The organism is Shewanella sp. W3-18-1, assembly GCF_000015185.1.
GTDB classification, from domain to species: domain Bacteria; phylum Pseudomonadota; class Gammaproteobacteria; order Enterobacterales; family Shewanellaceae; genus Shewanella; species Shewanella putrefaciens.
In genome coordinates this window covers 1150494-1175081 of sequence record NC_008750.1, presented here as the reverse complement: position 1 = coordinate 1175081, position 24588 = coordinate 1150494, and the positions used below count along the sequence as shown (strand labels likewise).

The following is a 24588-nucleotide window of genomic DNA, read 5'->3' as shown; positions in this document are numbered from 1 at the left end:
AGCCCTTTTCATTCAATACAACCAAAAGACGTGCCAAGTTAATGATGAATTTTGTAAAAAGTCCCATTAAAACATTGCTGCTAATTTCTAGTGTCTCTCTCCCTGTTTATGCTGCGCAGCCTATTGTTACACCTGATGCACCCACTGTTGCCGCCAAGGCTTACGTCTTGATGGATTACTATTCGGGCCAAATTATTGCAGAAAGCAATGCCTATGAGAGCCTAAACCCTGCCAGTTTAACTAAGATGATGACCAGTTATGTTATTGGCCAAGAAATTAAAGCAGGCAATGTCTCCCCTGAAGATGATGTGACCATCAGTAAAAATGCGTGGTCTAAAAACTTCTCTGATTCTTCTAAAATGTTTATCGAAGTTGGCAAAACCGTAAAAGTTGCAGACTTAAACCGAGGAATTATCATCCAATCAGGCAATGATGCCTGTGTTGCCATGGCTGAGCATATCGCTGGAACCGAAGGTGCGTTCGTCGATATGATGAATTCATGGTCAAAACAGCTTGGGATGCGTGATAGCTACTTTGAAAACTCACACGGCCTTGATTCTGATAACCACAAAACGACTGCTTATGATATGGCATTGTTAGGTGCCGCACTTATTCGAGACGTGCCTGAAGAATACCGTGTATATAGTGAAAAATTCTATACTTTCAATGGGATCAAACAATATAACCGCAATGGTTTATTGTGGGATAACAGTATGAATGTGGATGGCATTAAAACTGGCCACACCTCTGGAGCGGGTTATAACTTAGTCGCTTCGGCAACCAAAGATGGTATGCGCTTGATCTCTGTCGTGATGGGTACACAAAGTGAAGCCGCCCGTAAAGCAGAAAGCAAAAAACTGCTTACCTATGGCTTCCGTTTCTTTGAAACGATTACGCCATATAAAGCAGGTGATAACTTTACCACTCAACAGATTTGGTACGGTGATAAGAGCACTGTCGATTTAGGCGTTGCAACTGATACACCGATCACTGTCAGCCGTGGCCGCGCAAAAGACTTAAAAGCCAATTTTGAGCTAACTAAACAATTAGATGCACCGCTGAAAAAAGGTGAAACTGTAGGTCGACTATTTTTCCAACTAGATGGAAAAGACATAGCACAATACCCATTAGTCACCTTACAAGAAGTGAATGAGGGAAGCTGGTTTAGTAAATTAGTTGACTACTTTAAACAGCTGTTTTCTGGATGGTTTAGCTAAGCTAAATCACAAAAATAAAGCTACCTCAGGGTAGCTTTATTTTTTTGGGGAGTGCATACCCCTTGAATCGGGTATAATCGTCGCCATATACAAAGAACTACAGGTTAAGAGCACTGATTATGTTAGATACCAAATTTGATGAATTAATGGATTTTCCCTGCGCCTTCCCATTCAAAGTCGTAGGTGATGCCCATGAAGCTTTAACGGATAGAGTCGTAGCCGTCGTTCAAAAGCATGCTCCTGGTGATTATGCTCCTACAACCAAGGCATCAAGCAAAGGAAGCTATTACTCAATCACTATTCGCGTCACTGTCACCAGTAAAGATCATATTGAAACTTTGTATACCGAACTTGCCGCTATTGAAGGTGTTCGTCGCGTCCTGTAAGTATTCCTCAAGGCTGTAAAATGTGATCTATCTTACATTTATGCGCAAGAGGCGTATAATGACGCCACTCAATTTTAAGGGGAGAGGTTGCCCTTGCAAGACACGACTTTACATATCCGACATCTAGGAAAACAAGATTACGAATCAGTTTGGCATGCCATGCAGCATTACACTGACACTCGTAATAGTGAAAGCCCTGATGAACTGTGGATAGTAGAACATCCACCCGTGTTTACCCAAGGCCAAGCAGGTAAGAGTGAACATATCTTAAATGCTGGCGATATCCCCGTTATTCAAGTGGATCGCGGTGGTCAAGTGACATATCACGGCCCAGGGCAATTAGTGGTTTATCCTCTTATTGATATCAAACGTAGTAAAATCGGCGTCCGTCAACTCGTGACCCATATAGAACAAAGCATTATCAATATGCTCGCTAAGTATGATATCCAAGCCTACGCTAAGGCTGATGCACCAGGCGTTTATGTTAATGAACGCAAAATTGCCTCCCTTGGATTGCGCATCCGCAGAGGTTGTTCATTCCATGGATTAGCCTTAAATGTCGATATGGACCTTGCCCCATTTCGCCGAATTAACCCTTGCGGTTATGCCGGCCTTGAAATGGTACAATCCAAAGCGCTTGGCGGACCGCAAACCGTGACAGAAGCAGGCGAACAACTCACTATTACTTTTAGCCAATTATTGGGCTACCAACATCTAGTTCATCATCAAGGATTAGCAGCGTCATGAATAGGCCAGAACGTTTACAGCCCGGAGTCAAATTAAGGGATGCCGATAAAGTATCTCGTATTCCGGTTAAGATTGTGCCCTCCGAGCGCGATACTATGTTACGTAAACCCGATTGGTTACGGGTAAAACTCCCCGCTTCGAATCAACGTATCTTAGATATTAAACAAGCCCTACGTAGCAATGGCTTGCATTCTGTATGCGAAGAAGCCTCCTGCCCTAACCTCGCGGAATGCTTTAACCACGGTACAGCGACCTTTATGATTCTGGGTGCAATTTGTACTCGTCGTTGCCCATTTTGTGATGTTGCCCATGGCCGCCCTTTAAAACCCGACGCCGAAGAGCCAGTTAAATTGGCACAAACGATCCGCGATATGAAGCTTAAATACGTGGTTATCACCTCGGTAGATCGTGATGATTTACGTGATGGTGGGGCGCAGCATTTTGCCGATTGTATTCGAGAAATCCGCAAACTGAACCCTGCGATTAAGATTGAAATCCTCGTACCGGATTTCCGTGGACGCATCGATGCAGCATTAGATATTTTAGCAACTGAGCCGCCTGATGTGTTTAACCACAACTTAGAAACAGCGCCAATGCATTATCGCAAAGCCAGACCCGGTGCTAACTACCAGTGGTCACTCGATTTGCTAAAACGCTTTAAAGAACGTCATCCAAACGTGCCAACAAAATCTGGCCTGATGATGGGACTGGGTGAAACCAACGAAGAGATCGCGCAAGTACTGCGCGACTTACGCGAACATAAAGTTGAAATGCTGACCTTAGGCCAATACCTGCAGCCGTCTAAATTCCACCTGCCGGTTGAACGCTATGTACCGCCAGCAGAGTTTGATGAACTTAAAGCCTTAGCCGATGAATTAGGTTTTACCCATGCAGCCTGTGGCCCATTAGTGCGTTCAAGCTACCATGCGGATCTGCAAGCACAAGGTAAAGAAGTTAAATAACCTATTGTTTAATATTACTTTGTACAAAAAACAGCGCCATTGCGCTGTTTTTTTATTGCGTGAAATAGGTTATTCAGAGGTGATGGTGAAATCCATCAAAATCGCATCTTCTCTCCCATCATCTGCACTGTAGTAACCTTTACGCCTGCCAGACTCAGTAAAGCCTATCTTTTGGTATAAAGCACGGGCCGCAAGATTAGACTCTCTCACTTCAAGCATCACCACCACAGCACCAGAGGTTTTTGCAGCTTCAATCACTTCGCTCAATAATAATTTGCCATAACCATAACCTTGGTGCTCAGGGGCTAAGCAAATATCCAGTAGGGTCACTTCATCGAGGATCTGTTGGATAATGGCAAAACCAATTAACGTTTCAGCAGACATTTCTCCCGCTAGCGATAAACCATATACGCGGTATAACGTGCCAAAACAATCGGCTAAATTGCCTTCGCTCATGGGATGAGAATGTGCGCTTACTTCAATTGAAGCCATTTGCGGTACATCCATTTGCCCAAGACGCACTAAAGTTAACTGTGGGTTTAATATTTTAGAGTCTTGAATATTCACACATTAAGTTCCGAAGCAGTGATTTATGCCTTACTGTGTTGCTCACGCCATTGACAAATCTGTGACCATAAGGCGCGTTTAGCCTCACTCCCAACAAGCAAACTCGCTAGTGGCTCAGAGACTAACCAAGCTGTACGAGGCCTTACTTTATGGCGACGCAAATCCCAAATAATTTGCTTTCCTTTATGGATCTGACAATCAAAATCACATTCATCTGGCGTAACGCCAATTAACTCAAGCACTTGCTCAATAAGCGTCTGGGCTTGCGGCAACGCACCATCGGCATCCCAAATGACTTGATAGGGCTTAACCTTAGTGTCACGTATACGCCAAGAGGTAATCGCCATGGCTTCTAAATAAGCTGATTTATTCATGGGTTCGTTAGGCTCTTCACTCGTAAGTCACAATGGCGTAAGAATACCAGTTATGCGTTGTTAATGTTACTAACCTTATAAACTGTGACTGTGCGAGAAAATTTCCAATCTACTTATGCGATTTATTAAATCTGTTTTAATCGCTTTATTTGAAGCCATGACCTGTTATTCTTGGTCCATTGAGTAGGGCACTGAAAGGAAAATACCATGATTAATATCGGCATCAACCAAACAAACAGAGAAGAAATCGCCGCAGGGCTAAACCAACTATTGGCTGACAGCTACAGTCTTTACCTTAAGACCCATAGCTTTCACTGGAATGTCACAGGCCCAATGTTCACTAGCTTACACTTACTGTTTGAGCAGCAATATACTGAGCTTGCTTTAGCCGTTGACCTGATCGCCGAGCGAGTACGGGCACTGGGAGCCAGAGCATTAGGCTCATATTCAGCCTACGCCTCCTTGACAGAAATCAAAGAGGATCAAGGGGTAACCAAGGCTGAAACCATGATCCGCGAGCTACTTAATGATCAGGAAATCGTTATCCGCAATGCACGGGCACTTTATCCACTCGTCAGCAAAGCTAACGATGAAGCAACCGCCGATCTACTGACCCAACGCATTCAACTTCACGAGAAAAATGCTTGGATGCTACGCAGCTTACTCGCAGAGTAATCGCTAAATAGATTATTGCTCTGACCAAAGCAAAAAAGCCGCCAAGTAAACACTTGGCGACTTTTGCCTTTAAAGCTTGATCACGCAAAATAGATTAGAGGTACTTAATCCAAGCTTGAGTGCTGTGTTTTTTATACTCGCTAAATCGCTTAACGGGATAATACAATGCGATGGCTAATACGCCCGCGATAAACCAAACCCATCCCATGTTGTTCACGCCAAAGTACTCACCATGGTTTGCGCCAAAGATGAATTTCGCTAAAGTATAAAGCAGTAACAGCACGTACAAATGCAAGATATAGAAGAACATAGGGACTGAGCCAAACACAGACAACCCATTACCGACTCGCGCTAATCTCCCACCCACTTTCCCACTTGATGCAAAATACCGCTCAAAGGCCACTAAGCAAAAGAACATGCCGCCTAAAGTCACCAGTAAAAAGCTTAATGATGGCGGGTATTTCGTTAAGTTAAATACCGACATCAAGGTTTCACCCAAATGTGCCCCCGACTGCCAAGGCAAGGTTTCGCCATAAAGGTTAAACCCACGTAGCACCGCAAAAAGTACCCAACAGCTGATCCCTAAAAACAACAGCTTTTGCTGGCGAGCTAATGCATCAAGATGGCTCCCGTTCGGCTTATTACTAAAAAGTGGCCCTGCAACATAACCCAGTAAAATCACTCCAATCCAAGGCAGCACGGGATAACTCACCTTAACCCTAAGCGCACCTTCGCTGACGAGATAGCCGCGGTCGTGCAATATGGTCCACAGACCGTAAGCCCACTCATTGGGCTGAAAACCAATAGGCGTCAACAGATTATGGCCAAAAACAATCGCAAATCCTAAAAGGGCCATCCAAGGTCTAGGCAGGTTTATCAGTGCAGCGAGCGCTAACATACTCAGACCAATCACCCAAATCACCTGTAACCAAAGGGTGTAATAGCTGACCATCCAAGAGAGGTTAGAGAAGTTAATCACTAAAATTTCCAGCGCGATTAAAAACAGCCCGCGTTTAATCAAAAACTCCCGTGCTGAACGTGGCTCACCATGGCTACGATTGGCATAAAGCCATGCAGAAACCCCGGTTAAGAACACAAAGACCGGGGCACAAAAATGGGCAGCAAAACGACTCAGAAAAAGCCCCCAAGAGGTCGAACTCAAATCCATAGGATCGCTCACCTGCATGTGAAAGAAAAACCGCTCCCTCACATGGTCGAGTAACATGATAAGCATCACCATACCGCGCATCATATCGATACTATTGATCCGGGTGCGGCCAATAGAATGACCCCGTTCTTGCTCGGTAAAACCTGAAGATAACGCTGGATTAGCACTGATATTAGAATTCATAGCTGACACTCACTTTAATGCTACGTGGCTCACCCGGCACGGCCCAAAGAGCGGAATAGCTACTCGCGATGTAATGTTCATCCAGTAAGTTATCCAGATTCACACCAAGGCTTAAGTTGTCGCTTAAGTGGGTGTTCATAAACAACCCAACTAACTGATAAGAAGGCAATTGAAAGCTAGGATCGGCAGAATCGCCGAGGCGCGAATCAATATAGCGCCAACTTAATCCCAAATGCCCATCAATGGAAAAATCATTGAGATCTTGTTTCAACAGAATACTTGCGGTTTGTTTAGGCACGTTAACCAGTGGACTTCCTGCGGGTATTTGTACGCCAAAGTCAACATTCAAAGTATCGTTGGCTGTACGCGTATTAAGATAGGCATAGGATAGTCTGCCTTGTAATGACTCAGTCAGATCGGCCGCGATATCTAATTCAAGTCCTGTACTTTTCGCTTCCCCCAAAGTAGCCGAAAACCCTACATTCACAGGATCTGAGGTTAAAATATTGCTCTTTTTGGCATCAAACACGGCTAAACTACCATTTATGGCAAGGTCGTTAAGCCAAGCAGCATTAAACTTCATGCCCAGCTCTACAGATTGACTTTCTTCAGCTTCAAATGGATTCCCCGCATAGTCAGTTCCTGAAAGCGGTAAAAATCCTTCAGAGTAAGAACTATAAAAATTTAATGCATCTGACCACAAATAGACGAGACCCACTTTAGGGCTAACCCGATTATCGGTTTGTTCCGATAGCGTCTCTTTAGCCGTTTCACGAATATCTTGCTGATAACTATCAAACCTCAGTCCTAAATGTAATTTCCACTTTTCAGTTAAATCCATTTGATCTTGAAGATAAGTGCCCCATGCCTTCTGAGTTTCCTCATTCTCATACAGTAAACTTACCTCAGGTTGAACGCTGCCATATTGCGGCTCAAAAATATCGATGGCATATTCGCCTTTTTTGCCTCGATAGCGATAAAGCCCCGTCTTCAGGTTGTAGTGGTAGGCATCGGCACCAAGCAGCAAATTATGACGAATAAAACCCGTATCAAGATGACCACTTAATTCAAGACGAAGGGAATTATCCTCTGAGGCATAATCCCTATATCGATGCTGGCGAGTCAGTGTTCGGCCATCATCAAACAAGGATTGACGCCCCGCTGCCAGCTCAGCATCGGAGGAAAATCCCTTTAAGGTGGAATCGCGATAGTTATAACCCGCCGTTAATGACCAATCATCATTTAATTCATAGTCATAGGTCAGTTGATGCCCAGTGGCATTCACCTTCGTTGCGCCATCATTAGGCTCACCTAGATAACGTGAACGCGGCACTGTCTTGATATCGTTATTGAGTACGATAAAACCGCGGTCAAATAACTGCTCCTGTTTAAGATACTCAAGCTCATAGAGTAATGAGGCTTTATCGGAAACCTGCCAACGTACAGAAGGCGTAACGATTTTCTTATCACTAAACACATAATCACGAAAACTATCGTATTCCTGCCAAGCGCCATTGATCCGAAACGCCACAGACTCGGTTAAACCAGAGGTAACATCGCCTTCTAACCGATATTGGTCGAAACTCCCAGCCGATGCCTTTAAATAACCACTGCTTTCATATTGGGGTTTCTTAGTCACGATATTGACTGTGCCACCAGGTTCAGAACGCCCATAAAGCGCAGAACCTGGGCCTTTTAATATTTCCACATAGGCGACATTAGACAAATCCCTATGGCCACTAAAGCCTCGTCCACCATTAAAGCCATTAATTAAATAACCCGATGGCATATTTTCATTGCCCGGAAAACCGCGCAAAGAAAAACTATCCCATAAACCACCACCATTATTTTGCCGCGCTACACTGGCAGAATAATCCAGAACATCCTGAAACCTTGTCAGGCCCGCATCTTTTATTAATTGTTCATCCAGCACACTAATCGCTTGGGGAAGTGCCTCTGCGGGTACATTACCACGGTAGGCTTGACGATAATGGATACTTAAACGCTCAATATCTGAATCGGTAATTTGTTCATTCGATTGAAGCTCCTTCGCGGCAAACACCATTGGAGAATTGAACGCAACGAAAGCGCCCAGTAAAAGCGCTACGCGCTTTGGGAAAGCTAAATAAGTCATTTTCACTCCGAAAATAAACAGCATCAGCGCCTTAGTAAAACCAAGACACTACAAAATCAATAAATTAATGAATTTAATCAGAAAATTAAGCTGTTATCGGTGGTGCACGACTATTAAAGAAACGACTAAACAGTTGTTCAAAGGAAACGACTTGAAACTCAACGCGGATATAGCTTTGTTGAGACAGTTGGAAATGAAAGGGTGTACTCGTTAACGCATGTTGTGTTTGGTGTTGATGTAAGCAAAGCGCACAATGGGTTGTTGAGTCATCTTTTAAATGGGAAACACTGTGAACAGCCGAAGCCACAGACAATAGCACCAATATGGCAACAAGCCATATCGCTAAGGTGCGTCTTGTGTGCATCACACTGTTCAAACCATACTTCCTCACATAATTTGGCAGGCGATTGTATGTTAAGAACAACTAAAGTTGCAAATCGATTTACCTAAGACACAGGGCACAAATGTTACAAGAGGTATATGAAATAAGGTAAAAATAAGCAGGCAGATCAACTGGCTCTGTCGCAAACTGAGGAACGAGTTTATCATGAGCGATGCTCTCTTAACTAACATCATCAATGTCGCTAAACTTTTCTGGACGCCATTTCCCAACAGATATCATCATGCAAGCCCTACGATATTACCTGGCCTATAAACTGAGTTACCGTGAAATTGAGGAGATGTTCGCTGAACGTAATATCCATTTTGACCACTCAACACTGAACCGTTGGGTTATCAAATATGCGCCGCAACTCGAAGCCGTATTCAGGAAGAGAAAGCGTCGAGTATCAGGGTCGTGGCGAATGGACGAAACCTACATAAAGATTAAAGGTCGCTGGGTTTACTATTATCGCGCCGTGGATAAATACGGTGCTATTATTGATTTTTATTTGAGTGAGACCCGTGATGAACCCGCTGCTCGGGCGTTTTTCAATAAAGCTATCAACCAACATGGCTTACCTGAAAAGGTCGTCATTGATCAAAGTGGGGCGAATGCTGCGGCATTAGACACCATTAATATTCGTCTTTGGCTGTCTGGTTGCATGTTGTTTATGATTGAGGTTTTAGCCATAAAATATCTGAATAATATTGTTGAGCAAAGTCATCGAAAAGTGAAAGGTAAAATGATCAATGTTTGGGTTGGAAGTCTTGGGAAGGTGCCGAATCAACGCTTGCTGGCGTTGAACTTTGGTTCATGATAAAGCAAGGGCAAATGAACACCACCGAAAAGATGACACCATGGGAACAATTTTATTCTTTAGCCGCATAATTGTATCTGAGGGATCTTGCGCCCTCAAATCTTAGCTGCAAGCTCTCAGTTTGCGACAGAACCCTATTTTTTATACGATTTAAAAAAATCAAAATATTTTTTGTTATAGCCTTGAAAGGCTCTGCCTTTCCCTCTTGCATATGCTTTTGAAAAACACTCAAAAGCATTATCCTTATCTTCCAGCTCGAAATATATTACCCCTAAATCAATTAGCTCTGACGTTCCATACTCAGGAATGTTATATTTAAATATCTCAAGAGCCCACTTCTTTGCCTCAAGATATTCTTTTTTTAAGAAATACACACCACATATGCATGAAATTAACCACCGAGCCTCTTCCGATTTATATTTATCAACAATGGCCTCTTCTATATCAGTTAATGCCGAAAAATAAACCTCCAATGCTTTGTTAAAATCCCCCTTATCTTCAAAGGAATTCCCAAGCTCGATTTTTTTAACAATTTCAGATTCAATGCCCCCCATAAGAACCTCGTTTTAAATCAATGGCTTTAAATATGTTTGCCCTAACATAGCACCTTGCGATCTGTTTATAGAGTAATGATCAAGGTAATAGTTATTTGAGTCCAGCATCCAGTTTCTAACCTCAGGAGCTCTTGCTCCATATCCTCTTCCGGTACTGTTCCACCAACTTACTGCATCGACTCTATGAGACATATCTGCTTCTCGTAGTGGACGCCATACACCTTCCTAGGGTTCTGTCGCAAACTGAGGAACGAGTTTATCATGAGCGATGCTCTCTTAACTAACATCATCAATGTCGCTAAACTTTTCTGGACGCCATTTCCCAACAGATATCATCATGCAAGCCCTACAATATCCAGACATTGAACGAACGTTCACATTTCACGACATCAAAGCGAAAGGCATCTCTGACTTTGAAGGAAACATTCACGACAAGCAGCAATTTAGTGGGCATAAAACCGTTGGCCAAGTGAACGTTTATGATCGCAGAACAGAGATCGTGCCAACGATCGGCAGTATTAAGAAGTGAATCGTTATTCAAAAAGCTGATTAGACATTTCTAACAACTTTTCTAACAAAAATAAAAACGGCTCGCATATTTCTATGCAAGCCGTTGTTTTATTTGGCAGGGGTGGCAGGACTCGAACCCGCAACCATCGGTTTTGGAGACCGCTGTTCTACCAATTGGAACTACACCCCTGTTGACGTGGGGCATTATGCTAAAAGCACTCTCAAAGGTAAAGGACTTTTTATGACAAACCTCATTAACTGAGGATTTTTCAAACAAGTTTTATTATGTATGTTGATTTAATTAGCATAACGATGAAAAACACACCATGCCAGCCTACCAAGTGGCGTTGCACTGCAACCTTGAAGCGAACGGATAAATCCCTCCATGCTAAATAAGCTGTATCTAATGGTGAGATGCCCGAATAAAGCGTCGTCATAAACGCAGTTATCGAAAAAATATCTGAGTTCGATTTATAAAATCGGTGTTTTATAGTATAAGCATCGTCAATTTCATACACAGCTCCACGGAACCCCCTTCATGTCTGACAAATTTTTCTTTAAAGGTCGTAGAACGCCTAAGCCAAAGCATGAAAGCTATGGCTACAACACTAAACGTGCCGCTAAACCGGGAACAGAGGCTTTTCCCCTGCAATTAATCGTTACCGACGAAGCACGTAAACTTGAAGTTGCCGCTATTGTTGCCGAGCATCAACTGTTCGCTAATATTGAAGTCAATGCCGATGTACAAGAAAACATTATTGAATTAGAAGGTTTATTAAATAAACCTAAAACAACCACCTTTGAGAAAAAGCCGAACCGTAATGAGCCATGCGCCTGCGGTAGTGGTCAAAAATTTAAAAAATGTTGCGGTAAATAAATCCGAAGTACATCACTTTAATAGGGTCTTTTTGCTGCCACGAGAATAAGCCCCTTTTCACTTCTCTTTTCCCGCTAAATCCTATTTAAACCATTAATAGCTCGGTTAATCCTCAATTGGTGAGATAAAAATTCGCTGTAAATCGTTATTCCATAACTGAATAATTTTGCGGGTCTTTTCTTTATTCCAAAAACACTTGCCAAATAAAATCAGCCCTGCGCCTTCTAAATCACGTTTATCTTCAATGGCAAATTGCTTTAATAGTTTTGCCTTTACCCCATCGATAGGAATACCTATATCTTTACTGTCTGCGGGATTGAGCCAATTCATGGTTGGATCCGTATGTGAAATCGTCCCCCAATACATATGAGGCTTATTATCTGTGGGATCGGCATCGGCAAAATTCACAAATAGATTCTTTGCCCGCCAACGGTATTTACGCTCACTATCTGTATATACCCAGAGGTTGGATGTGGCTAAATCGGAACCACGCAGTAAACTGTGGAGCAACTTTTCGAGCCCTTGGCTTGGGACACGTTTTTCTTTGAGTGGGGTATCTTTTGGCGTGTCGACCTGATATTGCATCGGGGCTTCTTGCACTGTGTCAGCGTTAACCTTTTTTACTTCAATATCCGCAATCTGCGCTGAATTAAGTATGGTTTTATCTGCGTGTTCCTTTGACTTGGCAGTGCTAGATTTAGCTATTCTCGGTTTACGGCTAAAATCGATCATCAGCGCATCGGCATCCACCAGCTGTTGATGCACTTCGATAGCATCTTGCTCTTCTCGGGATTTTTGTGCCGAAGGTTTAAATTCAATGCAATCAATTTGATGATAGCGGGATCCAAAGCAGGCAGCTTTGCCATCTTTTGAGGCTTTACGGAAATAGGCTTTACCGCCACAGGCAGGGCAAAATAACCTTTGACGCAGACGCTCAATATCCGCTTCGGACAAGTGCTGAAACGTAAATACGCTGTATGTCACTCGAATTGCGTCGCCTTGCTCTACATCGAGTTCACAAATCGCATCTAACATAGCGCCCCTCTCCCTTTTTATGGCTTAAGTATTTTTGAGCTTAAAGCCATGTATTAACCCCGAACGTCACTAGTCCTAATAAAAACAACATCCCAATGACTCGGTATATCAAGCCCAAAGTGCTGGTTCCCTGTGAGCTAACATTGGAGTTAAGTGGATCCGCTTTCAACTTAGCCCGAGTTTCCTTGGTATTCAAAATCATCCCGTTACCTCATTGTCCTGTTCAAAATAGCTCGCCAGTCGAACCGTGAGGTTTTGAGTAAGCAACTGAGTATTCGCTTCTAATGATGCCAGATAAAATGGCTTAAGTTTGTCGATTAACTCGCTAAAACAATGCTGCGCTGCCAATGCATCTAAGGCGGCATAAACAATTTGTGTAGAGGTTAGAGGTACCTGTTGCCAATTCGATAGGGTCACTTTTTTAGGCTTATCGATACGCTTTTGCAGTAACGTGGCGACCAGTTGACGAGTACCCATTTCTTTACCCGCCCCAAGCTGTGCTAGAACCCAGTTCAAATCTAACCTCGGCGTGACATTAATCCCCCACTCCCGCGTTAATGCTTGACCGTCACTTCTAAGGCCAACACCCACTTTCAAAATATTCTCATCCTCAAGCACAGGTTTTAATAACCCTAACTGCTCAGCTAACAGCGCATGTTGAAACAAATAGCAGGTGTCATGGGTCGCGATTTGGATCAAACTTAAGGGATGCTGCACTCCGCGCTCAAAACTTGCGCGAGTTTCGGTATCAAACCCAATGACACGCTGCTTGCTTATGCTTTGCAGCACTGTTGTTAATTCATCAGGCTGAACCACAATAACTCGCGCGCCCTCAAGCTCGAAAGGGGCTAATTGGGATAACTCAATATCATCAAGACGAGTGATAAGTGCAAGCTTTTGTTTAAACCACAATAACTTAAGCTCAGGCCCTATTAATTTAGGCAAAGCATCTACTGCAACTGAAGTATCAGACTGTGCTGCTTGGACCAAATAGGCGCTACCCGCCGCATCCATTACCGCAATCAAACCATCGGCATTCTCGCCTAGCTCCTGACGTAGCCAAGCTAACTTATTGGGTGAAAGGCAATACTTCATTAACTTCATGACACCGTCCTTGAGAGCTTAAAGAATAACTTCCGTTAGAAACCATTCCTATATCGAACTATCTTCCACCAAAACTAGCAATTAACTACGCAGCTTTTGAATTCCCGCCATAAGAAAAACAGCAAGAGCCCCCGCAAGCACACCAAATAACCCGTTAAGTATGCTAGGGGTGAGAACCGCCAAGACAGGGCCGAGAACACTGATTGCAGCAATGGCTTGTTGCGCATGGTGAATTTGCTCACCGATGATATGCAAACCATGGGTTAAAATCCCACCACCCACCATAAACATGGCTGCCGTGCCAATAATCGTTAAACTTTTCATTAATATGGGGGCGGCGCTCAATAAACCAAAGCCTAATTTACGGTTCATTTGAGTTAATACAGAGGCACCTTCACGTTGACTCAAGTACAACCCCGCATCATCCATTTTGACAATCGCTGCCACTAAGCCATACACGCCTATGGTCATCACTATGCCAATAATTGCTAAGGTAAAAAACTGTGTCGATAACGATCTATCCGCCACTATACCAAGGGTGATGGCAATAATTTCCGCCGATAACACAAAGTCGGTACGAATCGCCCCTTTAACTTTTTCGGCCTCGTAGGTGGCGATATCTTTAATCTCTGGTAACTCATTCTCTACTTGGCTTTGGTGTTGCTGCTGGCCTTTTCTATGGCTATAGCTGTGATGCAGTTTTTCAAAGCCTTCGTAACATAAAAACAGTCCACCAAACATTAATAAAGGGGTGACAGCCCAAGGAATAAACGCGCTGATAAGCATTGCTGCAGGTACTAAAATCAACTTATTACGGAACGATCCCTTGGCCACCGCCCACACGACGGGTAATTCACGATCGGCGCTTACGCCCGTTACTTGCTGGGCATTAAGCGCTAAATCATCTCCTAGTACCCCTGCGGTTTTCTTTGCGGCAACCTTACTCATCACAGCCACATCATCTAAAATCGATGCGATATCATCGAGTAAAGTTAATAAACTCGCCCCAGCCATAAAACTTCCTTAATAAACGCATTCTGCTTTTGTCATAGTAACTTAGTTAGATTGAGTGCGTATAGTGAAATGCTTTTCATCTTAACTGCTTAAGTCGCTTACATTATTTCTAATCTAGAAATACCATGAATGCAGATCACACTGGCAATGGAATTGCCCCACATTATCTGCCGGAAAAGAGTATACTAATCGCAGAATTTTTTACTCATTTGCCGTTACAGGATGTCAACATGACTCAAGATGAAATGAAAAAAGCTGCTGGTTGGGCCGCGCTTAAGTACGTTGAAGAAGGCAGTATTGTCGGTGTAGGTACAGGTTCGACTGTAAACCACTTTATTGATGCACTCGCTACCATGAAAGATGATATCGAAGGTGCGGTTTCAAGCTCGGAAGCATCCACTCAGAAAATGAAAGCGCTAGGAATTCCCGTTTATGACTTAAACAGCGTCGATCGTTTATCTGTCTATGTAGACGGTGCCGATGAAATCAACGATCGTATGGATATGATCAAAGGTGGTGGCGCAGCATTAACTCGCGAGAAAATTGTCGCGGCTGTAGCTGAGAAGTTTATCTGCATCGTTGATAACACTAAACAAGTCAACATATTAGGTGAATTTCCGCTACCCGTAGAAGTCATTCCAATGGCTCGCTCTTATGTCGCTCGCCAATTGGTAAAATTGGGTGGAGATCCTGTTTATCGCCAAGGTGTTGTGACCGATAACGGCAACGTAATCCTCGATGTGTATAATCTTAAAATCCTTAATCCAAAAGAATTAGAAAGTCAGATCAATGAGATAGTCGGTGTAGTGACTAACGGTCTGTTTGCCAAACGCGGTGCGGATGTGTTACTCGTTGGCACCCCTGATGGCGTAAAAACGTTTACTACCAAATAAGTTAAGTGCAAAAATCCTATCACAGTCACAAAGCTGCTGATTGTAAAAATACGCTGTAAAAATGCCAGCCACTTTATTCAAGAGCTGGCATTTTTTTATGATTCTTTTTATAGCTCAATGTTATCTAACTAAGTTGCCCATCGCAGACAGCTTATATCAAACGCTTGGCTTACCAAGCTCTGGCAACTAGACCTTTTAAGTAGAATCCTTCTGGGAAGGCGCTACCGATAGGGTGATCGCTCGCTTGGCTTAAGCGTTCAATAAACTGGATTTCACGTTTCGCATCGAGCGCGGCATCGGCCACGATTTTTTGGAACAGATCCGCAGGCATTAATCCTGAGCAAGAGAAGGTCAATAACACACCGCCCGGATTCAACAACTGTAATGCAATCATGTTGATGTCTTTATAACCACGGCAAGCCCCGTTTAACTGCGCTTTGTTATCGGCAAACTTAGGCGGGTCGAGCACAATCACATCAAAGGTTTTGCCTTCATCACGGTACTGGCGCAGCAACTTGAACACATCGGCTTCGTTGTAATGCACATTGTCATCACTCAAACCGTTCACTTGCATATTGAGGCGCGCTGTCGCCAAGGCTAGAGAAGACACATCGACGTTTTCAATACTGGCAGCACCTGCTTTCGCAGCGTACAGACCAAAAGTCCCCGTGTAGCAAAAACAGTTCAATACCGATTTATCTTTGACAAAACGGGCGGCAATGGCGCGGTTATCACGTTGATCGAGATAGAAACCTGTCTTATGGCCTTTAATCACATCGACGGCGATCTTGATGCCGTTTTCTTCGATAATCACTGGCATTTCTGGCAGAGTGCCGTGCAGTAAACCCGTCACAGGCAGCAGACCTTCTTTCTTACGGGAATCCACATCAGAACGCTCATAGATAGCACAATCTGGATATTGCTCAGCCAATAACTCGACTAAGGTATCGCGCCATAAATCAGCACCTGTGCTCAGTAACTGGCACACCAGCACATTGGCATATCTGTCGATGGTGATCCCAGGCAAACCATCGGACTCGGCGGCCACTAAACGGTAACCCGTTAAACCCTGCTCGCGGATTAGATCGTTACGGCCGATTTGCGCCCGCTGTAAACGTCTGGCAAAAAACGCGCGATCAATTTCTTCTTCGCGATCAAAAGTCCAAATCCGCACTTGAATTTGCGACTCAGGCGACCAAGCACCACGACCTAACCAATGACCATCATGCGCGACCACATCGACTGTCTCACCCGCTTCAGGTTTTCCCTTAATGTTATGAATAGCATTGGAAAATACCCAAGGATGGCGACGCTCGAGCGACTTCTCGCGGCCGGGTTTAAGTTTGATTCTGATAGCCATAGTTGCCTTTAAAAATAGGGCCGCCACTAAAAAAGGGCTGCTGTCTAAAAATGGGAAACGGATGATATACCCAATGCCACCTAAGTGCGAGTACCGAACACGCCGCAGCGCTTATTTACCATCATCCACGGGTGGCCGATCATACCTTATTTTAACAGTTAATTCTGAATGATATTCATGCGAAATGATGTTGGAATGGTTAATGAAACAACGCTAACAAAACCGTAGCGAGGAGATGCCAGCGCGATAAAGACAACTGACATGATTTGAAATAAGACGAATTAATCAGTAAACACGAAAACTTAGCTACGTAGCGCTAACTCAACAATGACGGGCGCATGGTCAGTACTGTAGGCGTCGCGTTCATATTCAGGTCTGACTAAGTGTCTATCGCAGGTTTGATAATCTACGACTTGCGCTAAACTGCGGCCATGGCTCGCATCAAACTCACTCGAAAGCAAAATATAATCCAGCACAGAACCTTTGGGGCCATAGTAATGGGTCGCCGCTCTGTGTTCCCTATGGTAAGCGGTATTGCCAGTCAAACTGTCCCTCAAGTTCGCTTCAATAAATAACTCATAGGCATCCTTAAGTTGATACTGAGCAAACACCGCCGCTAATGCCGCATCCGATAAATGCCCAAGGCCAGCGGCTTTAATGTCATTACTGTGAATGCTATCGCCCTGTATCGTTAACGCATCTAAGGCGCCCATCGACAGGCTGTCATTAAAGTCCCCCATCACGATAACTGGATGTTTAGATTCTTGCCTACGTACCAATATGCCATTGAATAATAATGCTGCTTCTGCGCCGCGCTGCATGGTGGATGCCCAGCGGCCTAAGGCTTGCTCTGTGAGTAATTGGGTTTCTGAATGCAGTTTCATGCTTGCTGCGGGAGCCAAGTTATCTAACCCAAGTGGCTGATGTTCAAATAGCTTAGGCTCGAGTGCTAATCCGGCACGTTTTGACTTAAAGTGCACCACATAATAGTCACACTTGCCGATGTGTGGCACTTCAACGGTTGCGCGCAGCACCTTACGGCTAAAGGCAAATTCACTCGATAATCCCATGGCTGCCACTAAACGTGCATCAGGTTCGACACTGCTGATTTCCACTATAGGATAACGGGAGGCAAGCGCGACCACAGGGCTGCGATAAATGTAATCCGACATTCCGCAGCTAATTTAGGAATAAACTACCTCATAGAATCTACCGAGTAATTTGAGTAGTTGTGTTTGGTGATCTTGAAGTCCAGTGATGAACCTTTGGCCGTTAATCTCTAGCGTATCTATGCCTTCGAATTGCAAGAAGACCCAACGTGCCGTCGGTCTGGAGGTCGTCTTGTTCTTTACCATACTTGGGAAGAACGCTTCGGTTTGTGCGAGTTGTTCTCTGATTTTGTGTTCTAAACTAGCGTAAACAAGCAAGCTCAACGTCATTATCATTAGCAACGCTTCAATGCGCTCAGGCTTTTTCAAGAAGATGGAAGAGGTTAAAAACTCAGGGCTTTTTAGAAAACGGAAGCCGCGCTCGACTTTTTGTTGCGATTTGTAATGTGCTAGAAGAGCCGCCATGGTGAGTGCTTCATTGTCGGTGTCATTCGTCGCGAGGATAAACATGCCTACTTTGAGCTTAGCCAGTTTTACTTTTTCTAGGTCGGTGAAGGGGGCGGCTTCGATAAAGTATTGGTATCCTGTCGGTGCTTCATCTGTCTTTGGGCGGCCCGAATGAGAGTAAGTCGGCTGTTTGATGAGAGTGCCTTGTTCAAACCCAAGTAAGTCACATTGTTTCTTGAAATCGTTAAACGCTAATTCTGCGTCAACTTCACAAGCGAATGGTTTTTTACTTAGCTTTTCCAACGCTTTGATTTCTTTTGCTATGTTTTTCTCTAAGTTCTTGAAGAAAGTGATTTCTTCCCGCTTGGTGGCCTGTTCACTGTGAACGAGCAACCAACGTTGATTGACCTTTCCGTAATCCGAGTCTATCCAACATCCTGAGTAGCCATGACCGATAGTGCTTAATTGCTCTGGCTCTAGCGCAAGTAGTGCTTGTTTTGCGAGCTTGATGGTCATGGGGACACGGGTAATGAATTTTTGATTTTGCTCATCTAGCGAGGAGATGCTTTCTTCGGTGTACAAAGCGGCATCAGCGATAAAGTAACGACTATTTTGCGCGGCTTTTAGGCAATGTATGTGTCTTTTAGTGACTTCAGCGAATGCCTTGGCATCATTGGTGTTACCACTCAGTGCTTGCATGTAAACAGGAATACCTGCTTGGTTTTCACAGATGAGTTCAAGCACGACTTGGTTAAGCTCTGGCCTATGATCCCGACTATAACCTCTTACAAGCTTAATCACGTTGGTGTTTTCATCTTGTGCATACTCACCATCAACGTGGAAGCTAGTGATATCAAGATGAACAGAATCGGTCGTCAAGCCCAGTTTATCAACAACACGCTCAGCAATAACCTGATAGAGCGCTGAGACATCGGCTTCGTATAGAGCATCTAATGTGCGGCCTAGTACATCATCAGTCAGGTGGTGTGCTTCAATGTCTTTGGCGAGTAGCTTAGATACAGGCTTGGTCTTAAAAAAGTCCGAGAACATGTGCAGTGTTCTGCTATGAAAGCCAAGTCCATTTAGGAGCATGGCCAATACCGCGTCACCATGAGAAACATTGTGGTCAGAATATTTTGGGATAACGGCATCTATCATCCGTGGCAGGCCAATTTCGTGACAAAAGGCGGCAATGAGACCAAGGTGATCTAAGCGTTTAATAACAGGATGGGTAGACATATTTTGAGACCGTCAAATAGCAGTAATAGATCAAAACTGTCGATCGCGGTCAAGATGGTGTCGTAGTTTTTATGAAAAGCTGATCGCCAGATCACACTATTTAAATTCTGGAATTAGCTGCGGAATGACGGGTAATCACTGATAAGAGTTGGCTCATCAACGACCGCAAAATACCCTAGACCTTGCTCGCGAGCGATTCGTTTGAGCGGTTCAGGGCTAAACACTTCTTGAAATCCGACAATATCGGGCTGGCGATGTGCGAGAAACTCACTCAACCACTGACACTTTTTCTGCCATTGCCCATGGCTATAGATATTTTCAAAATCATAGTAAGCCAAAGGCGGCTCAATAAAATTAAACAGATTGATACTGGCGATCTTGATATTCGCGGTGCGCTTATGATCGATAGGTGCAGCCACTGATTCCAACTCATCGATATTGTGTGCCACAGCTTAATCCCCCAAAATCTGAATACAGCAAACTCTCTTAATCTGACTTAATCTGACTTAATCTGAATGAGCACAATGACTCACCGCAGGCCGACAAGGGTATACCCGAAGTGCACTAATGCCAAATCCCCCATTTTAGATAAAGTCTTAACTCATCTCTGGCGACTCAAATACACCTTACTGAGATAAGTCATACCGTTAAAAACCACAATTCAATATCACAGTTAAATCCGACAACAAAAATCAACCGCTATCAGCCAAAAAACAAACAATCAAACAACAATGATTAGCACGCAAAACCACCAGCACTCCCAACAAAATCACGCAAGCCCAAGAATGATCATAAAATTAACTTTTACTTAAAGTGTAAATTCAAACAAAAACATATGTAATAACATGTGCGGTTGACTTTACATTTCAGTCCCTTAGAATGTGGCGACTTTAATCATTGCGGAGACCCACTGTGGGCACACACATAAGCGACAGTAGATGCCCTGTCCAAAAGACAGGATTTAACGCCTAGCACTAGCCCGCAATATTTGCTGCTACCTGCTAAGCAGGGTAGTAGTGTGAACCATTCTTCACTCAGCCTCCCCCAAAATATCAATCACAGACAATAAGCCTGAGCCTATGGCTGCGCTTTAGCAATTCCAGCATTTTGCTGGGGTTCAGTTATGTGTATTTATTGCATCTCAAAGCAAGTTTTTTGCCTCAGTGGACTTCGTTTTCCCTATGGATTTACATCTATGGGTTTACATCTGAGGAGCCTAAATATGGCTTACATAAACAACACATCAATTTTGCGATCGTTATCCTGCGCAAGTATCAGCTTGTACTACAGCATGAGTGCGGCGGCATCCCATCTCGAAGTAGATGATCCCGCCCTCGCGGATCGCTGTGAATTAGAAATGGGCTGGCAACAACCTAGGTCGGATCATGCTCGCACACAATTAAACGCGGCCACGACTTGCAGCCGCAATCAATGGGAATGGCATTTAGGATTAGCGTCCAATGCCAATGACGATATTCGTGAGGAGCAAGCAGAAGTCGGCATTAAGCTACCACTCAACGTAAACTCCCACTCAGATCCAGAGCAGCAACAGGATGATTGGCACAGCGCACTGGTAATCAACTTGCAGAAAAACCTCGATGCCAGTAACGAATTAGCCACCGAAGTCTTCGGCATTTTTGGCAAAACCTTAAGCGATTCTGATGTCAGTCTCTATGCCAATTTAGGTTTTACCCATGAATTTAATCAATCAACCCAATTACTGGTGGGTATCGCGGCAGCGTATGAACTCAGTAGTCACCATCGCGTGATAGCCGAGATTTATCAAAAAGAATTGAGCGAGACTGCCTATCAGTTCGCCTATCAACACACACCGCAACAACAGCTACAGCTGGAATTGAGCTTAGGCAATGCCCTTCGTGGCAACGCGCTGCAACTTGGCGCAGACATCACCTTTTACTTTGGTCACTAGATCGTTGGGAGAATGAGCTATGAACATGAATAACAGCAAAAACAACACTAAAAAAATCATCCATAATCTGCAAATGATTATCGAGCAACGCAGTGCAAGCGTCATGGCTGAATTAGCCGAAAAACGCCACCCTGCGGATATTGCAGCCGTATTTAACGTCTTTAATCAAGCTCAACAAGTCCTATTGTTGCAACTGGCCTCACCTAAGGTTTGCGCCAATCTGTTTCGCTATCTGACCGATGAATTGCAAGCCAGCTTAGTACAGCAATTAGATAAAACCACGCTATCTGCGCTACTGGTTCACATGGCAGCAGATGAACGTGCCGACCTCTATAATCTGCTCGATGAAACCCAGCAAGCGGCGATTTTACCTGCGCTAGCATTGGCCAAACGGGAAGATATGCGCACCCTCGCCGCCTATGATAAAGCCAAGGTTGGTGCGGTGATGACGTCAGATTACACCTTACTTAATAGCCGCCACACGGCTGGCGAGGCCATAGAGGCGCTACGTACTGAAGCTAGTGATAAGGAAACTATTTATCAAACCTATGTGGTGGATATGTTAGGCCGCTTGATAGGCACAGTCTCTTTAAGGCAATTACTACTCGCACAACCCGATGAGCGAGTGGTCGATTTTATGAAGCCCGATCCTGTTGCGCTTGATGCCAACGCCCTGCGCGAAGAAGCGGTGCAGATGATTGCTCACTATGACTTAATGGCACTTCCCATTATCAATGGTAAAGGTCAATTGGTCGGCATTGTTACCTATGACGATGCAATGGATATTGCCAGTTCGCAGGCGGATCTTGAATTCACCAAAACCGCAGCTATAGGCAATATCGACCACAATCTAAAAACAGCCAGCATAGGGTTACTCTATCGTAAACGCGTATTTTGGCTAGTGGTTTTGGTCTTTGGAAATATTTTCTCAGGCGCAGGCATTGCCTATTTTGAAGATACCATTGCCAGTTATGTTTCATTGGTCTTCTTCCTACCACTACTTATCGATAGCGGTGGTAATGCAGGCTCGCAATCAGCCACCTTAATGGTACGCGGTCTAGCCACTGGAGAAGTTAAAATAAAAGACTGGTTATCTATGCTAGGGCGCGAATTATTTGTCGCCGGATTATTAGGAGCCAGCATGGCAGCGGCAGTGTCCTTGCTAGGGTTTTGGCGCGGCGGACCTGAAATCGCACTGGTTGTGGCACTCACAATGCAAATTGTGGTGATTATTGGCAGCTTGATTGGTATGTCTCTGCCTTTCTTACTGAGCAAATTAAAGATGGATCCTGCGGCCGCGAGCGCGCCACTCATCACCTCCATCGCCGATATCATAGGTGTAATAGTGTACTTCAGTATCGCCACTATGGTGCTCGACTTACCTATGCCCTAAATCATTCGTGGGCCGAATAAACAACCCTTATTCGGCTCACTTTTGGGTTAATTCTGATTGGCTTGGTCTACATCATAAATGTGCTAATTACACCTAAAATATAAGCACAAACATTAATCATGGGTTAATATTCTAACATCACAATAAATCTAACTTATTCTTAATATTGCTATATTTGCAATAGAACCACTAATGCAAGTCTATAAGCAGTAGCGATAACAACACTAATGAAGTGTTTAGAGGTCTTTATGTGGTTTAACTCTCAGCTAAAAACAGAAAATAAAATTCTCCGGCAACAACTCGTCGAACAGCAGCGTACACATCAAATTGAAATCGATGAGTTGAAAGCCATCATCCGCGAAAACGAAATGATGCAGCAGCAATCCCGCCAAAACTCAGATCTTTTTACCGAAGTGATCGCTTGTCAAAATCAAGGCGGAGAAATGTTAAACGCGATTCGCGATGGATTAGCCAGCAGCGCATCACTACTTACTGAAGAAAAAGAATCCTTATCTGAACTCGATAAAATTTTTGATCAAACCCGCATTGCCATTACTAACTTAGGTTCTCGAGCAACTTATATTAATGAACAAGCAAAACAAAGTATGCATGCGGTCATGGAGCTCGATGCTACAACCGCCTCTATTAATCAATTTGTGGCGGCTATCCAAGGTATCTCTGAACAAACAAATTTACTCGCCCTGAATGCTGCCATCGAAGCTGCACGAGCAGGTGAAGCTGGCCGTGGTTTTGCCGTAGTAGCCGATGAAGTGCGCCAGCTTGCAAGCAAAGCCCATGAAGCGAGTAGTCAGATAGAAAAGCTTGTGAAACAAATAGTTTTCCAAGCAAATGAAATTAAAAATATTGTTGATAATAACCAAGCCAGTGCCGTTGATATTGCAGCCTCATCGACTCAAATTGGCCAAGTCGTTGAAGATGTACTTCAACGCTCACATCAAATGCAGCATGTGATCCATAATGCCGCAACCGCCTCTTTTTTGAATACCACCAAACTCGATCATGCGGTTTGGAAAAGCAATGTTTATCAATTAATTGAACAACCACAACATAGCCATGATGTAAACTCACATACCGAATGCCGTTTAGGTCAGTGGTATTTTAAAGGCTTTGGCGCAGAAAATTATCAACACTTAAGTAATTTTAAAGCATTAGATGCCCCACATAAGGCAGTACATGAGGCAGGCAAAGCCGCTCTACATGCAAGACATACGGGTAACTTAAGCGATATGGTCAAACAATTACATCAAATGGAAGATGCAAGTATGCGCGTAGTGCACTATATCGATAATCTAATGCGTGATGTGTACCAAGCATAAAATTGAAGCAGCGATACCAACAAAGATAACCTTAAGAGCACGATAATCGGTGCTCTTTTCTGAAAACCGATATTAAATTTTAATCTTATAAACCAAGCTAATAGCTATACTTGATAAAAAATACAGTTTCTCTCTTTAATCGTTTTAGAGCAGGCAGTCAGACTCAATTATAAC

Annotated in this window: 22 protein-coding genes, 1 tRNA gene and 3 pseudogenes; 12 read left to right on the top strand and 14 right to left on the bottom strand. The window is 43.8% G+C overall.

The annotated features are described in order from the left end of the window. Positions 1–41 precede the first annotated feature (41 nt). The 4 genes from SPUTW3181_RS05310 (at position 42) to lipA (ending at position 3312) form a co-directional block, all read left to right on the top strand. Positions 42–1217, top strand: coding sequence for a serine hydrolase (locus SPUTW3181_RS05310; protein WP_011788405.1), 1176 nt, complete (start codon positions 42–44; stop codon positions 1215–1217). A 119-nt stretch (positions 1218–1336) separates the two neighbouring features. Beyond that, a complete protein-coding gene (gene ybeD / locus SPUTW3181_RS05305; RefSeq protein WP_011788404.1) occupies positions 1337–1603 on the top strand; it encodes a DUF493 family protein YbeD in 267 nt (88 codons plus the stop codon). Between the two features lie 93 nt (positions 1604–1696). Beyond that, positions 1697–2350 (top strand): lipoyl(octanoyl) transferase LipB, encoded by a 654-nt coding sequence (lipB, locus tag SPUTW3181_RS05300; RefSeq protein WP_011788403.1) that lies wholly within the window; start codon positions 1697–1699, stop codon positions 2348–2350. After that, the gene (lipA, locus tag SPUTW3181_RS05295) at positions 2347–3312 is read left to right on the top strand and encodes a lipoyl synthase (RefSeq protein WP_011788402.1); all 966 of its coding nucleotides are present in this window, start codon (positions 2347–2349) and stop codon (positions 3310–3312) included. The genes lipB and lipA overlap by 4 nt, the downstream gene beginning before the upstream one ends. 69 nt (positions 3313–3381) lie before the next feature. On the opposite strand, the gene rimI is transcribed toward lipA, so the two are convergent. Next, a complete protein-coding gene (rimI, locus tag SPUTW3181_RS05290) occupies positions 3382–3879 on the bottom strand; it encodes a ribosomal protein S18-alanine N-acetyltransferase (protein ID WP_011788401.1) in 498 nt (165 codons plus the stop codon). A gap of 23 nt (positions 3880–3902) precedes the next feature. Beyond that, positions 3903–4253 (bottom strand): DNA polymerase III subunit psi, encoded by a 351-nt coding sequence (locus SPUTW3181_RS05285; protein ID WP_011788400.1) that lies wholly within the window; start codon positions 4251–4253, stop codon positions 3903–3905. Positions 4254–4460: 207 nt separating this feature from the next. On the opposite strand from SPUTW3181_RS05285, the gene dpsA reads away from it, so the two are divergent. Then, complete coding sequence (gene dpsA / locus SPUTW3181_RS05280) at positions 4461–4928, top strand: DNA starvation/stationary phase protection protein DpsA (RefSeq protein ID WP_011788399.1); 468 nt, start codon at positions 4461–4463, stop codon at positions 4926–4928. Between the two features lie 94 nt (positions 4929–5022). Here the strand turns inward: dpsA and SPUTW3181_RS05275 are convergent, their stop codons facing one another. From SPUTW3181_RS05275 to SPUTW3181_RS05265, 3 genes are all read right to left on the bottom strand, one after another. Then, the gene (locus tag SPUTW3181_RS05275; RefSeq protein WP_011788398.1) at positions 5023–6279 is read right to left on the bottom strand and encodes a DUF1624 domain-containing protein; all 1257 of its coding nucleotides are present in this window, start codon (positions 6277–6279) and stop codon (positions 5023–5025) included. Further along, on the bottom strand, positions 6269–8413 hold the full coding sequence (locus tag SPUTW3181_RS05270) for a TonB-dependent siderophore receptor (RefSeq protein ID WP_011788397.1): 2145 nt from the start codon (positions 8411–8413) through the stop codon (positions 6269–6271). The genes SPUTW3181_RS05275 and SPUTW3181_RS05270 overlap by 11 nt, the downstream gene beginning before the upstream one ends. Positions 8414–8498: 85 nt before the next feature. Beyond that, a complete protein-coding gene (locus SPUTW3181_RS05265) occupies positions 8499–8789 on the bottom strand; it encodes a DUF2607 family protein (protein ID WP_011788396.1) in 291 nt (96 codons plus the stop codon). Positions 8790–8991: 202 nt separating this feature from the next. Between SPUTW3181_RS05265 and SPUTW3181_RS05260 the strand changes: the two genes are divergently transcribed. Then, positions 8992–9612 carry an IS6-like element ISSpu17 family transposase gene (locus SPUTW3181_RS05260; RefSeq protein ID WP_011788395.1) on the top strand — a complete coding sequence of 207 codons (621 nt, stop codon included), beginning with the start codon at positions 8992–8994 and terminating at the stop codon, positions 9610–9612. A gap of 134 nt (positions 9613–9746) precedes the next feature. Here SPUTW3181_RS05260 and SPUTW3181_RS05255 read toward each other — a convergent pair whose 3' ends face one another. Further along, positions 9747–10166, bottom strand: coding sequence for a tetratricopeptide repeat protein (locus tag SPUTW3181_RS05255; protein WP_011788394.1), 420 nt, complete (start codon positions 10164–10166; stop codon positions 9747–9749). A gap of 292 nt (positions 10167–10458) precedes the next feature. Between SPUTW3181_RS05255 and SPUTW3181_RS21970 the strand changes: the two are divergent. Then, a pseudogene (locus SPUTW3181_RS21970) lies at positions 10459–10521 on the top strand (integrase); the annotation flags it as partial. Positions 10522–10789: 268 nt separating this feature from the next. On the opposite strand, the gene SPUTW3181_RS05245 reads toward SPUTW3181_RS21970, so the two are convergent. After that, positions 10790–10866, bottom strand: a tRNA-Trp gene (locus SPUTW3181_RS05245). Between the two features lie 348 nt (positions 10867–11214). On the opposite strand from SPUTW3181_RS05245, the gene SPUTW3181_RS05240 reads away from it, so the two are divergent. Further along, positions 11215–11553, top strand: coding sequence for a PBPRA1643 family SWIM/SEC-C metal-binding motif protein (locus tag SPUTW3181_RS05240; RefSeq protein WP_011788392.1), 339 nt, complete (start codon positions 11215–11217; stop codon positions 11551–11553). A 105-nt stretch (positions 11554–11658) separates the two neighbouring features. Here SPUTW3181_RS05240 and SPUTW3181_RS05235 read toward each other — a convergent pair whose 3' ends face one another. The 3 genes from SPUTW3181_RS05235 to SPUTW3181_RS05225 form a co-directional block, all read right to left on the bottom strand. Next, positions 11659–12588, bottom strand: a complete 930-nt coding sequence (locus SPUTW3181_RS05235; protein ID WP_011788391.1) for a hypothetical protein — start codon at positions 12586–12588, stop codon at positions 11659–11661. A 198-nt stretch (positions 12589–12786) separates the two neighbouring features. Then, complete coding sequence (locus tag SPUTW3181_RS05230) at positions 12787–13692, bottom strand: 3'-5' exonuclease (protein WP_011788390.1); 906 nt, start codon at positions 13690–13692, stop codon at positions 12787–12789. Between the two features lie 81 nt (positions 13693–13773). Continuing rightward, a complete protein-coding gene (locus SPUTW3181_RS05225; RefSeq protein WP_011788389.1) occupies positions 13774–14706 on the bottom strand; it encodes a DUF808 domain-containing protein in 933 nt (310 codons plus the stop codon). A gap of 230 nt (positions 14707–14936) precedes the next feature. Between SPUTW3181_RS05225 and rpiA the strand changes: the two genes are divergently transcribed. Beyond that, positions 14937–15599, top strand: coding sequence for a ribose-5-phosphate isomerase RpiA (rpiA, locus tag SPUTW3181_RS05220; protein WP_011788388.1), 663 nt, complete (start codon positions 14937–14939; stop codon positions 15597–15599). 169 nt (positions 15600–15768) lie between these two features. Here the strand turns inward: rpiA and SPUTW3181_RS05215 are convergent, their stop codons facing one another. From SPUTW3181_RS05215 to SPUTW3181_RS05200, 4 genes and pseudogenes are all read right to left on the bottom strand, one after another. Next, the gene (locus tag SPUTW3181_RS05215; protein ID WP_011788387.1) at positions 15769–16959 is read right to left on the bottom strand and encodes a class I SAM-dependent rRNA methyltransferase; all 1191 of its coding nucleotides are present in this window, start codon (positions 16957–16959) and stop codon (positions 15769–15771) included. A 302-nt stretch (positions 16960–17261) separates the two neighbouring features. Next, positions 17262–18131 (bottom strand): annotated as a pseudogene (locus SPUTW3181_RS05210) (endonuclease/exonuclease/phosphatase family protein); the annotation flags it as partial. A 12-nt stretch (positions 18132–18143) separates the two neighbouring features. Further along, entirely contained in the window at positions 18144–19754 is a 1611-nt protein-coding gene (locus tag SPUTW3181_RS05205; RefSeq protein WP_011787758.1) for an IS1634-like element ISSpu7 family transposase, read from the bottom strand. A gap of 131 nt (positions 19755–19885) precedes the next feature. Next, positions 19886–20203 (bottom strand): annotated as a pseudogene (locus SPUTW3181_RS05200) (endonuclease); the annotation flags it as partial. Positions 20204–20976: 773 nt separating this feature from the next. Between SPUTW3181_RS05200 and SPUTW3181_RS05195 the strand changes: the two are divergent. From SPUTW3181_RS05195 to SPUTW3181_RS05185, 3 genes are all read left to right on the top strand, one after another. After that, positions 20977–21684 (top strand): hypothetical protein, encoded by a 708-nt coding sequence (locus SPUTW3181_RS05195; protein WP_011788384.1) that lies wholly within the window; start codon positions 20977–20979, stop codon positions 21682–21684. Positions 21685–21703: 19 nt separating this feature from the next. After that, positions 21704–23077 (top strand): magnesium transporter, encoded by a 1374-nt coding sequence (mgtE, locus tag SPUTW3181_RS05190; RefSeq protein WP_011788383.1) that lies wholly within the window; start codon positions 21704–21706, stop codon positions 23075–23077. A gap of 248 nt (positions 23078–23325) precedes the next feature. Next, positions 23326–24414, top strand: a complete 1089-nt coding sequence (locus tag SPUTW3181_RS05185; RefSeq protein WP_011788382.1) for a methyl-accepting chemotaxis protein — start codon at positions 23326–23328, stop codon at positions 24412–24414. Positions 24415–24588: the final 174 nt, after the last annotated feature.

What these genes read in the sequence shown, in the direction of transcription:
- SPUTW3181_RS05310 (WP_011788405.1), top strand. Translation starts at nt 42, where the DNA reads ATGATGAATTTTGTAAAAAGTCCCATTAAAACATTGCTGCTAATTTCT.
- ybeD (WP_011788404.1), top strand. Translation starts at nt 1,337, where the DNA reads ATGTTAGATACCAAATTTGATGAATTAATGGATTTTCCCTGCGCCTTC.
- lipA (WP_011788402.1), top strand. Translation starts at nt 2,347, where the DNA reads ATGAATAGGCCAGAACGTTTACAGCCCGGAGTCAAATTAAGGGATGCC.
- SPUTW3181_RS05285 (WP_011788400.1), bottom strand. Translation starts at nt 4,253, where the DNA reads ATGAATAAATCAGCTTATTTAGAAGCCATGGCGATTACCTCTTGGCGT.
- dpsA (WP_011788399.1), top strand. Translation starts at nt 4,461, where the DNA reads ATGATTAATATCGGCATCAACCAAACAAACAGAGAAGAAATCGCCGCA.
- SPUTW3181_RS05275 (WP_011788398.1), bottom strand. Translation starts at nt 6,279, where the DNA reads ATGAATTCTAATATCAGTGCTAATCCAGCGTTATCTTCAGGTTTTACC.
- SPUTW3181_RS05270 (WP_011788397.1), bottom strand. Translation starts at nt 8,413, where the DNA reads ATGACTTATTTAGCTTTCCCAAAGCGCGTAGCGCTTTTACTGGGCGCT.
- SPUTW3181_RS05260 (WP_011788395.1), top strand. Translation starts at nt 8,992, where the DNA reads ATGTCGCTAAACTTTTCTGGACGCCATTTCCCAACAGATATCATCATG.
- SPUTW3181_RS05255 (WP_011788394.1), bottom strand. Translation starts at nt 10,166, where the DNA reads ATGGGGGGCATTGAATCTGAAATTGTTAAAAAAATCGAGCTTGGGAAT.
- SPUTW3181_RS05240 (WP_011788392.1), top strand. Translation starts at nt 11,215, where the DNA reads ATGTCTGACAAATTTTTCTTTAAAGGTCGTAGAACGCCTAAGCCAAAG.
- SPUTW3181_RS05235 (WP_011788391.1), bottom strand. Translation starts at nt 12,588, where the DNA reads ATGTTAGATGCGATTTGTGAACTCGATGTAGAGCAAGGCGACGCAATT.
- SPUTW3181_RS05230 (WP_011788390.1), bottom strand. Translation starts at nt 13,692, where the DNA reads ATGAAGTTAATGAAGTATTGCCTTTCACCCAATAAGTTAGCTTGGCTA.
- SPUTW3181_RS05225 (WP_011788389.1), bottom strand. Translation starts at nt 14,706, where the DNA reads ATGGCTGGGGCGAGTTTATTAACTTTACTCGATGATATCGCATCGATT.
- rpiA (WP_011788388.1), top strand. Translation starts at nt 14,937, where the DNA reads ATGACTCAAGATGAAATGAAAAAAGCTGCTGGTTGGGCCGCGCTTAAG.
- SPUTW3181_RS05215 (WP_011788387.1), bottom strand. Translation starts at nt 16,959, where the DNA reads ATGGCTATCAGAATCAAACTTAAACCCGGCCGCGAGAAGTCGCTCGAG.
- SPUTW3181_RS05205 (WP_011787758.1), bottom strand. Translation starts at nt 19,754, where the DNA reads ATGTCTACCCATCCTGTTATTAAACGCTTAGATCACCTTGGTCTCATT.
- SPUTW3181_RS05195 (WP_011788384.1), top strand. Translation starts at nt 20,977, where the DNA reads ATGGCTTACATAAACAACACATCAATTTTGCGATCGTTATCCTGCGCA.
- mgtE (WP_011788383.1), top strand. Translation starts at nt 21,704, where the DNA reads ATGAACATGAATAACAGCAAAAACAACACTAAAAAAATCATCCATAAT.
- SPUTW3181_RS05185 (WP_011788382.1), top strand. Translation starts at nt 23,326, where the DNA reads ATGTGGTTTAACTCTCAGCTAAAAACAGAAAATAAAATTCTCCGGCAA.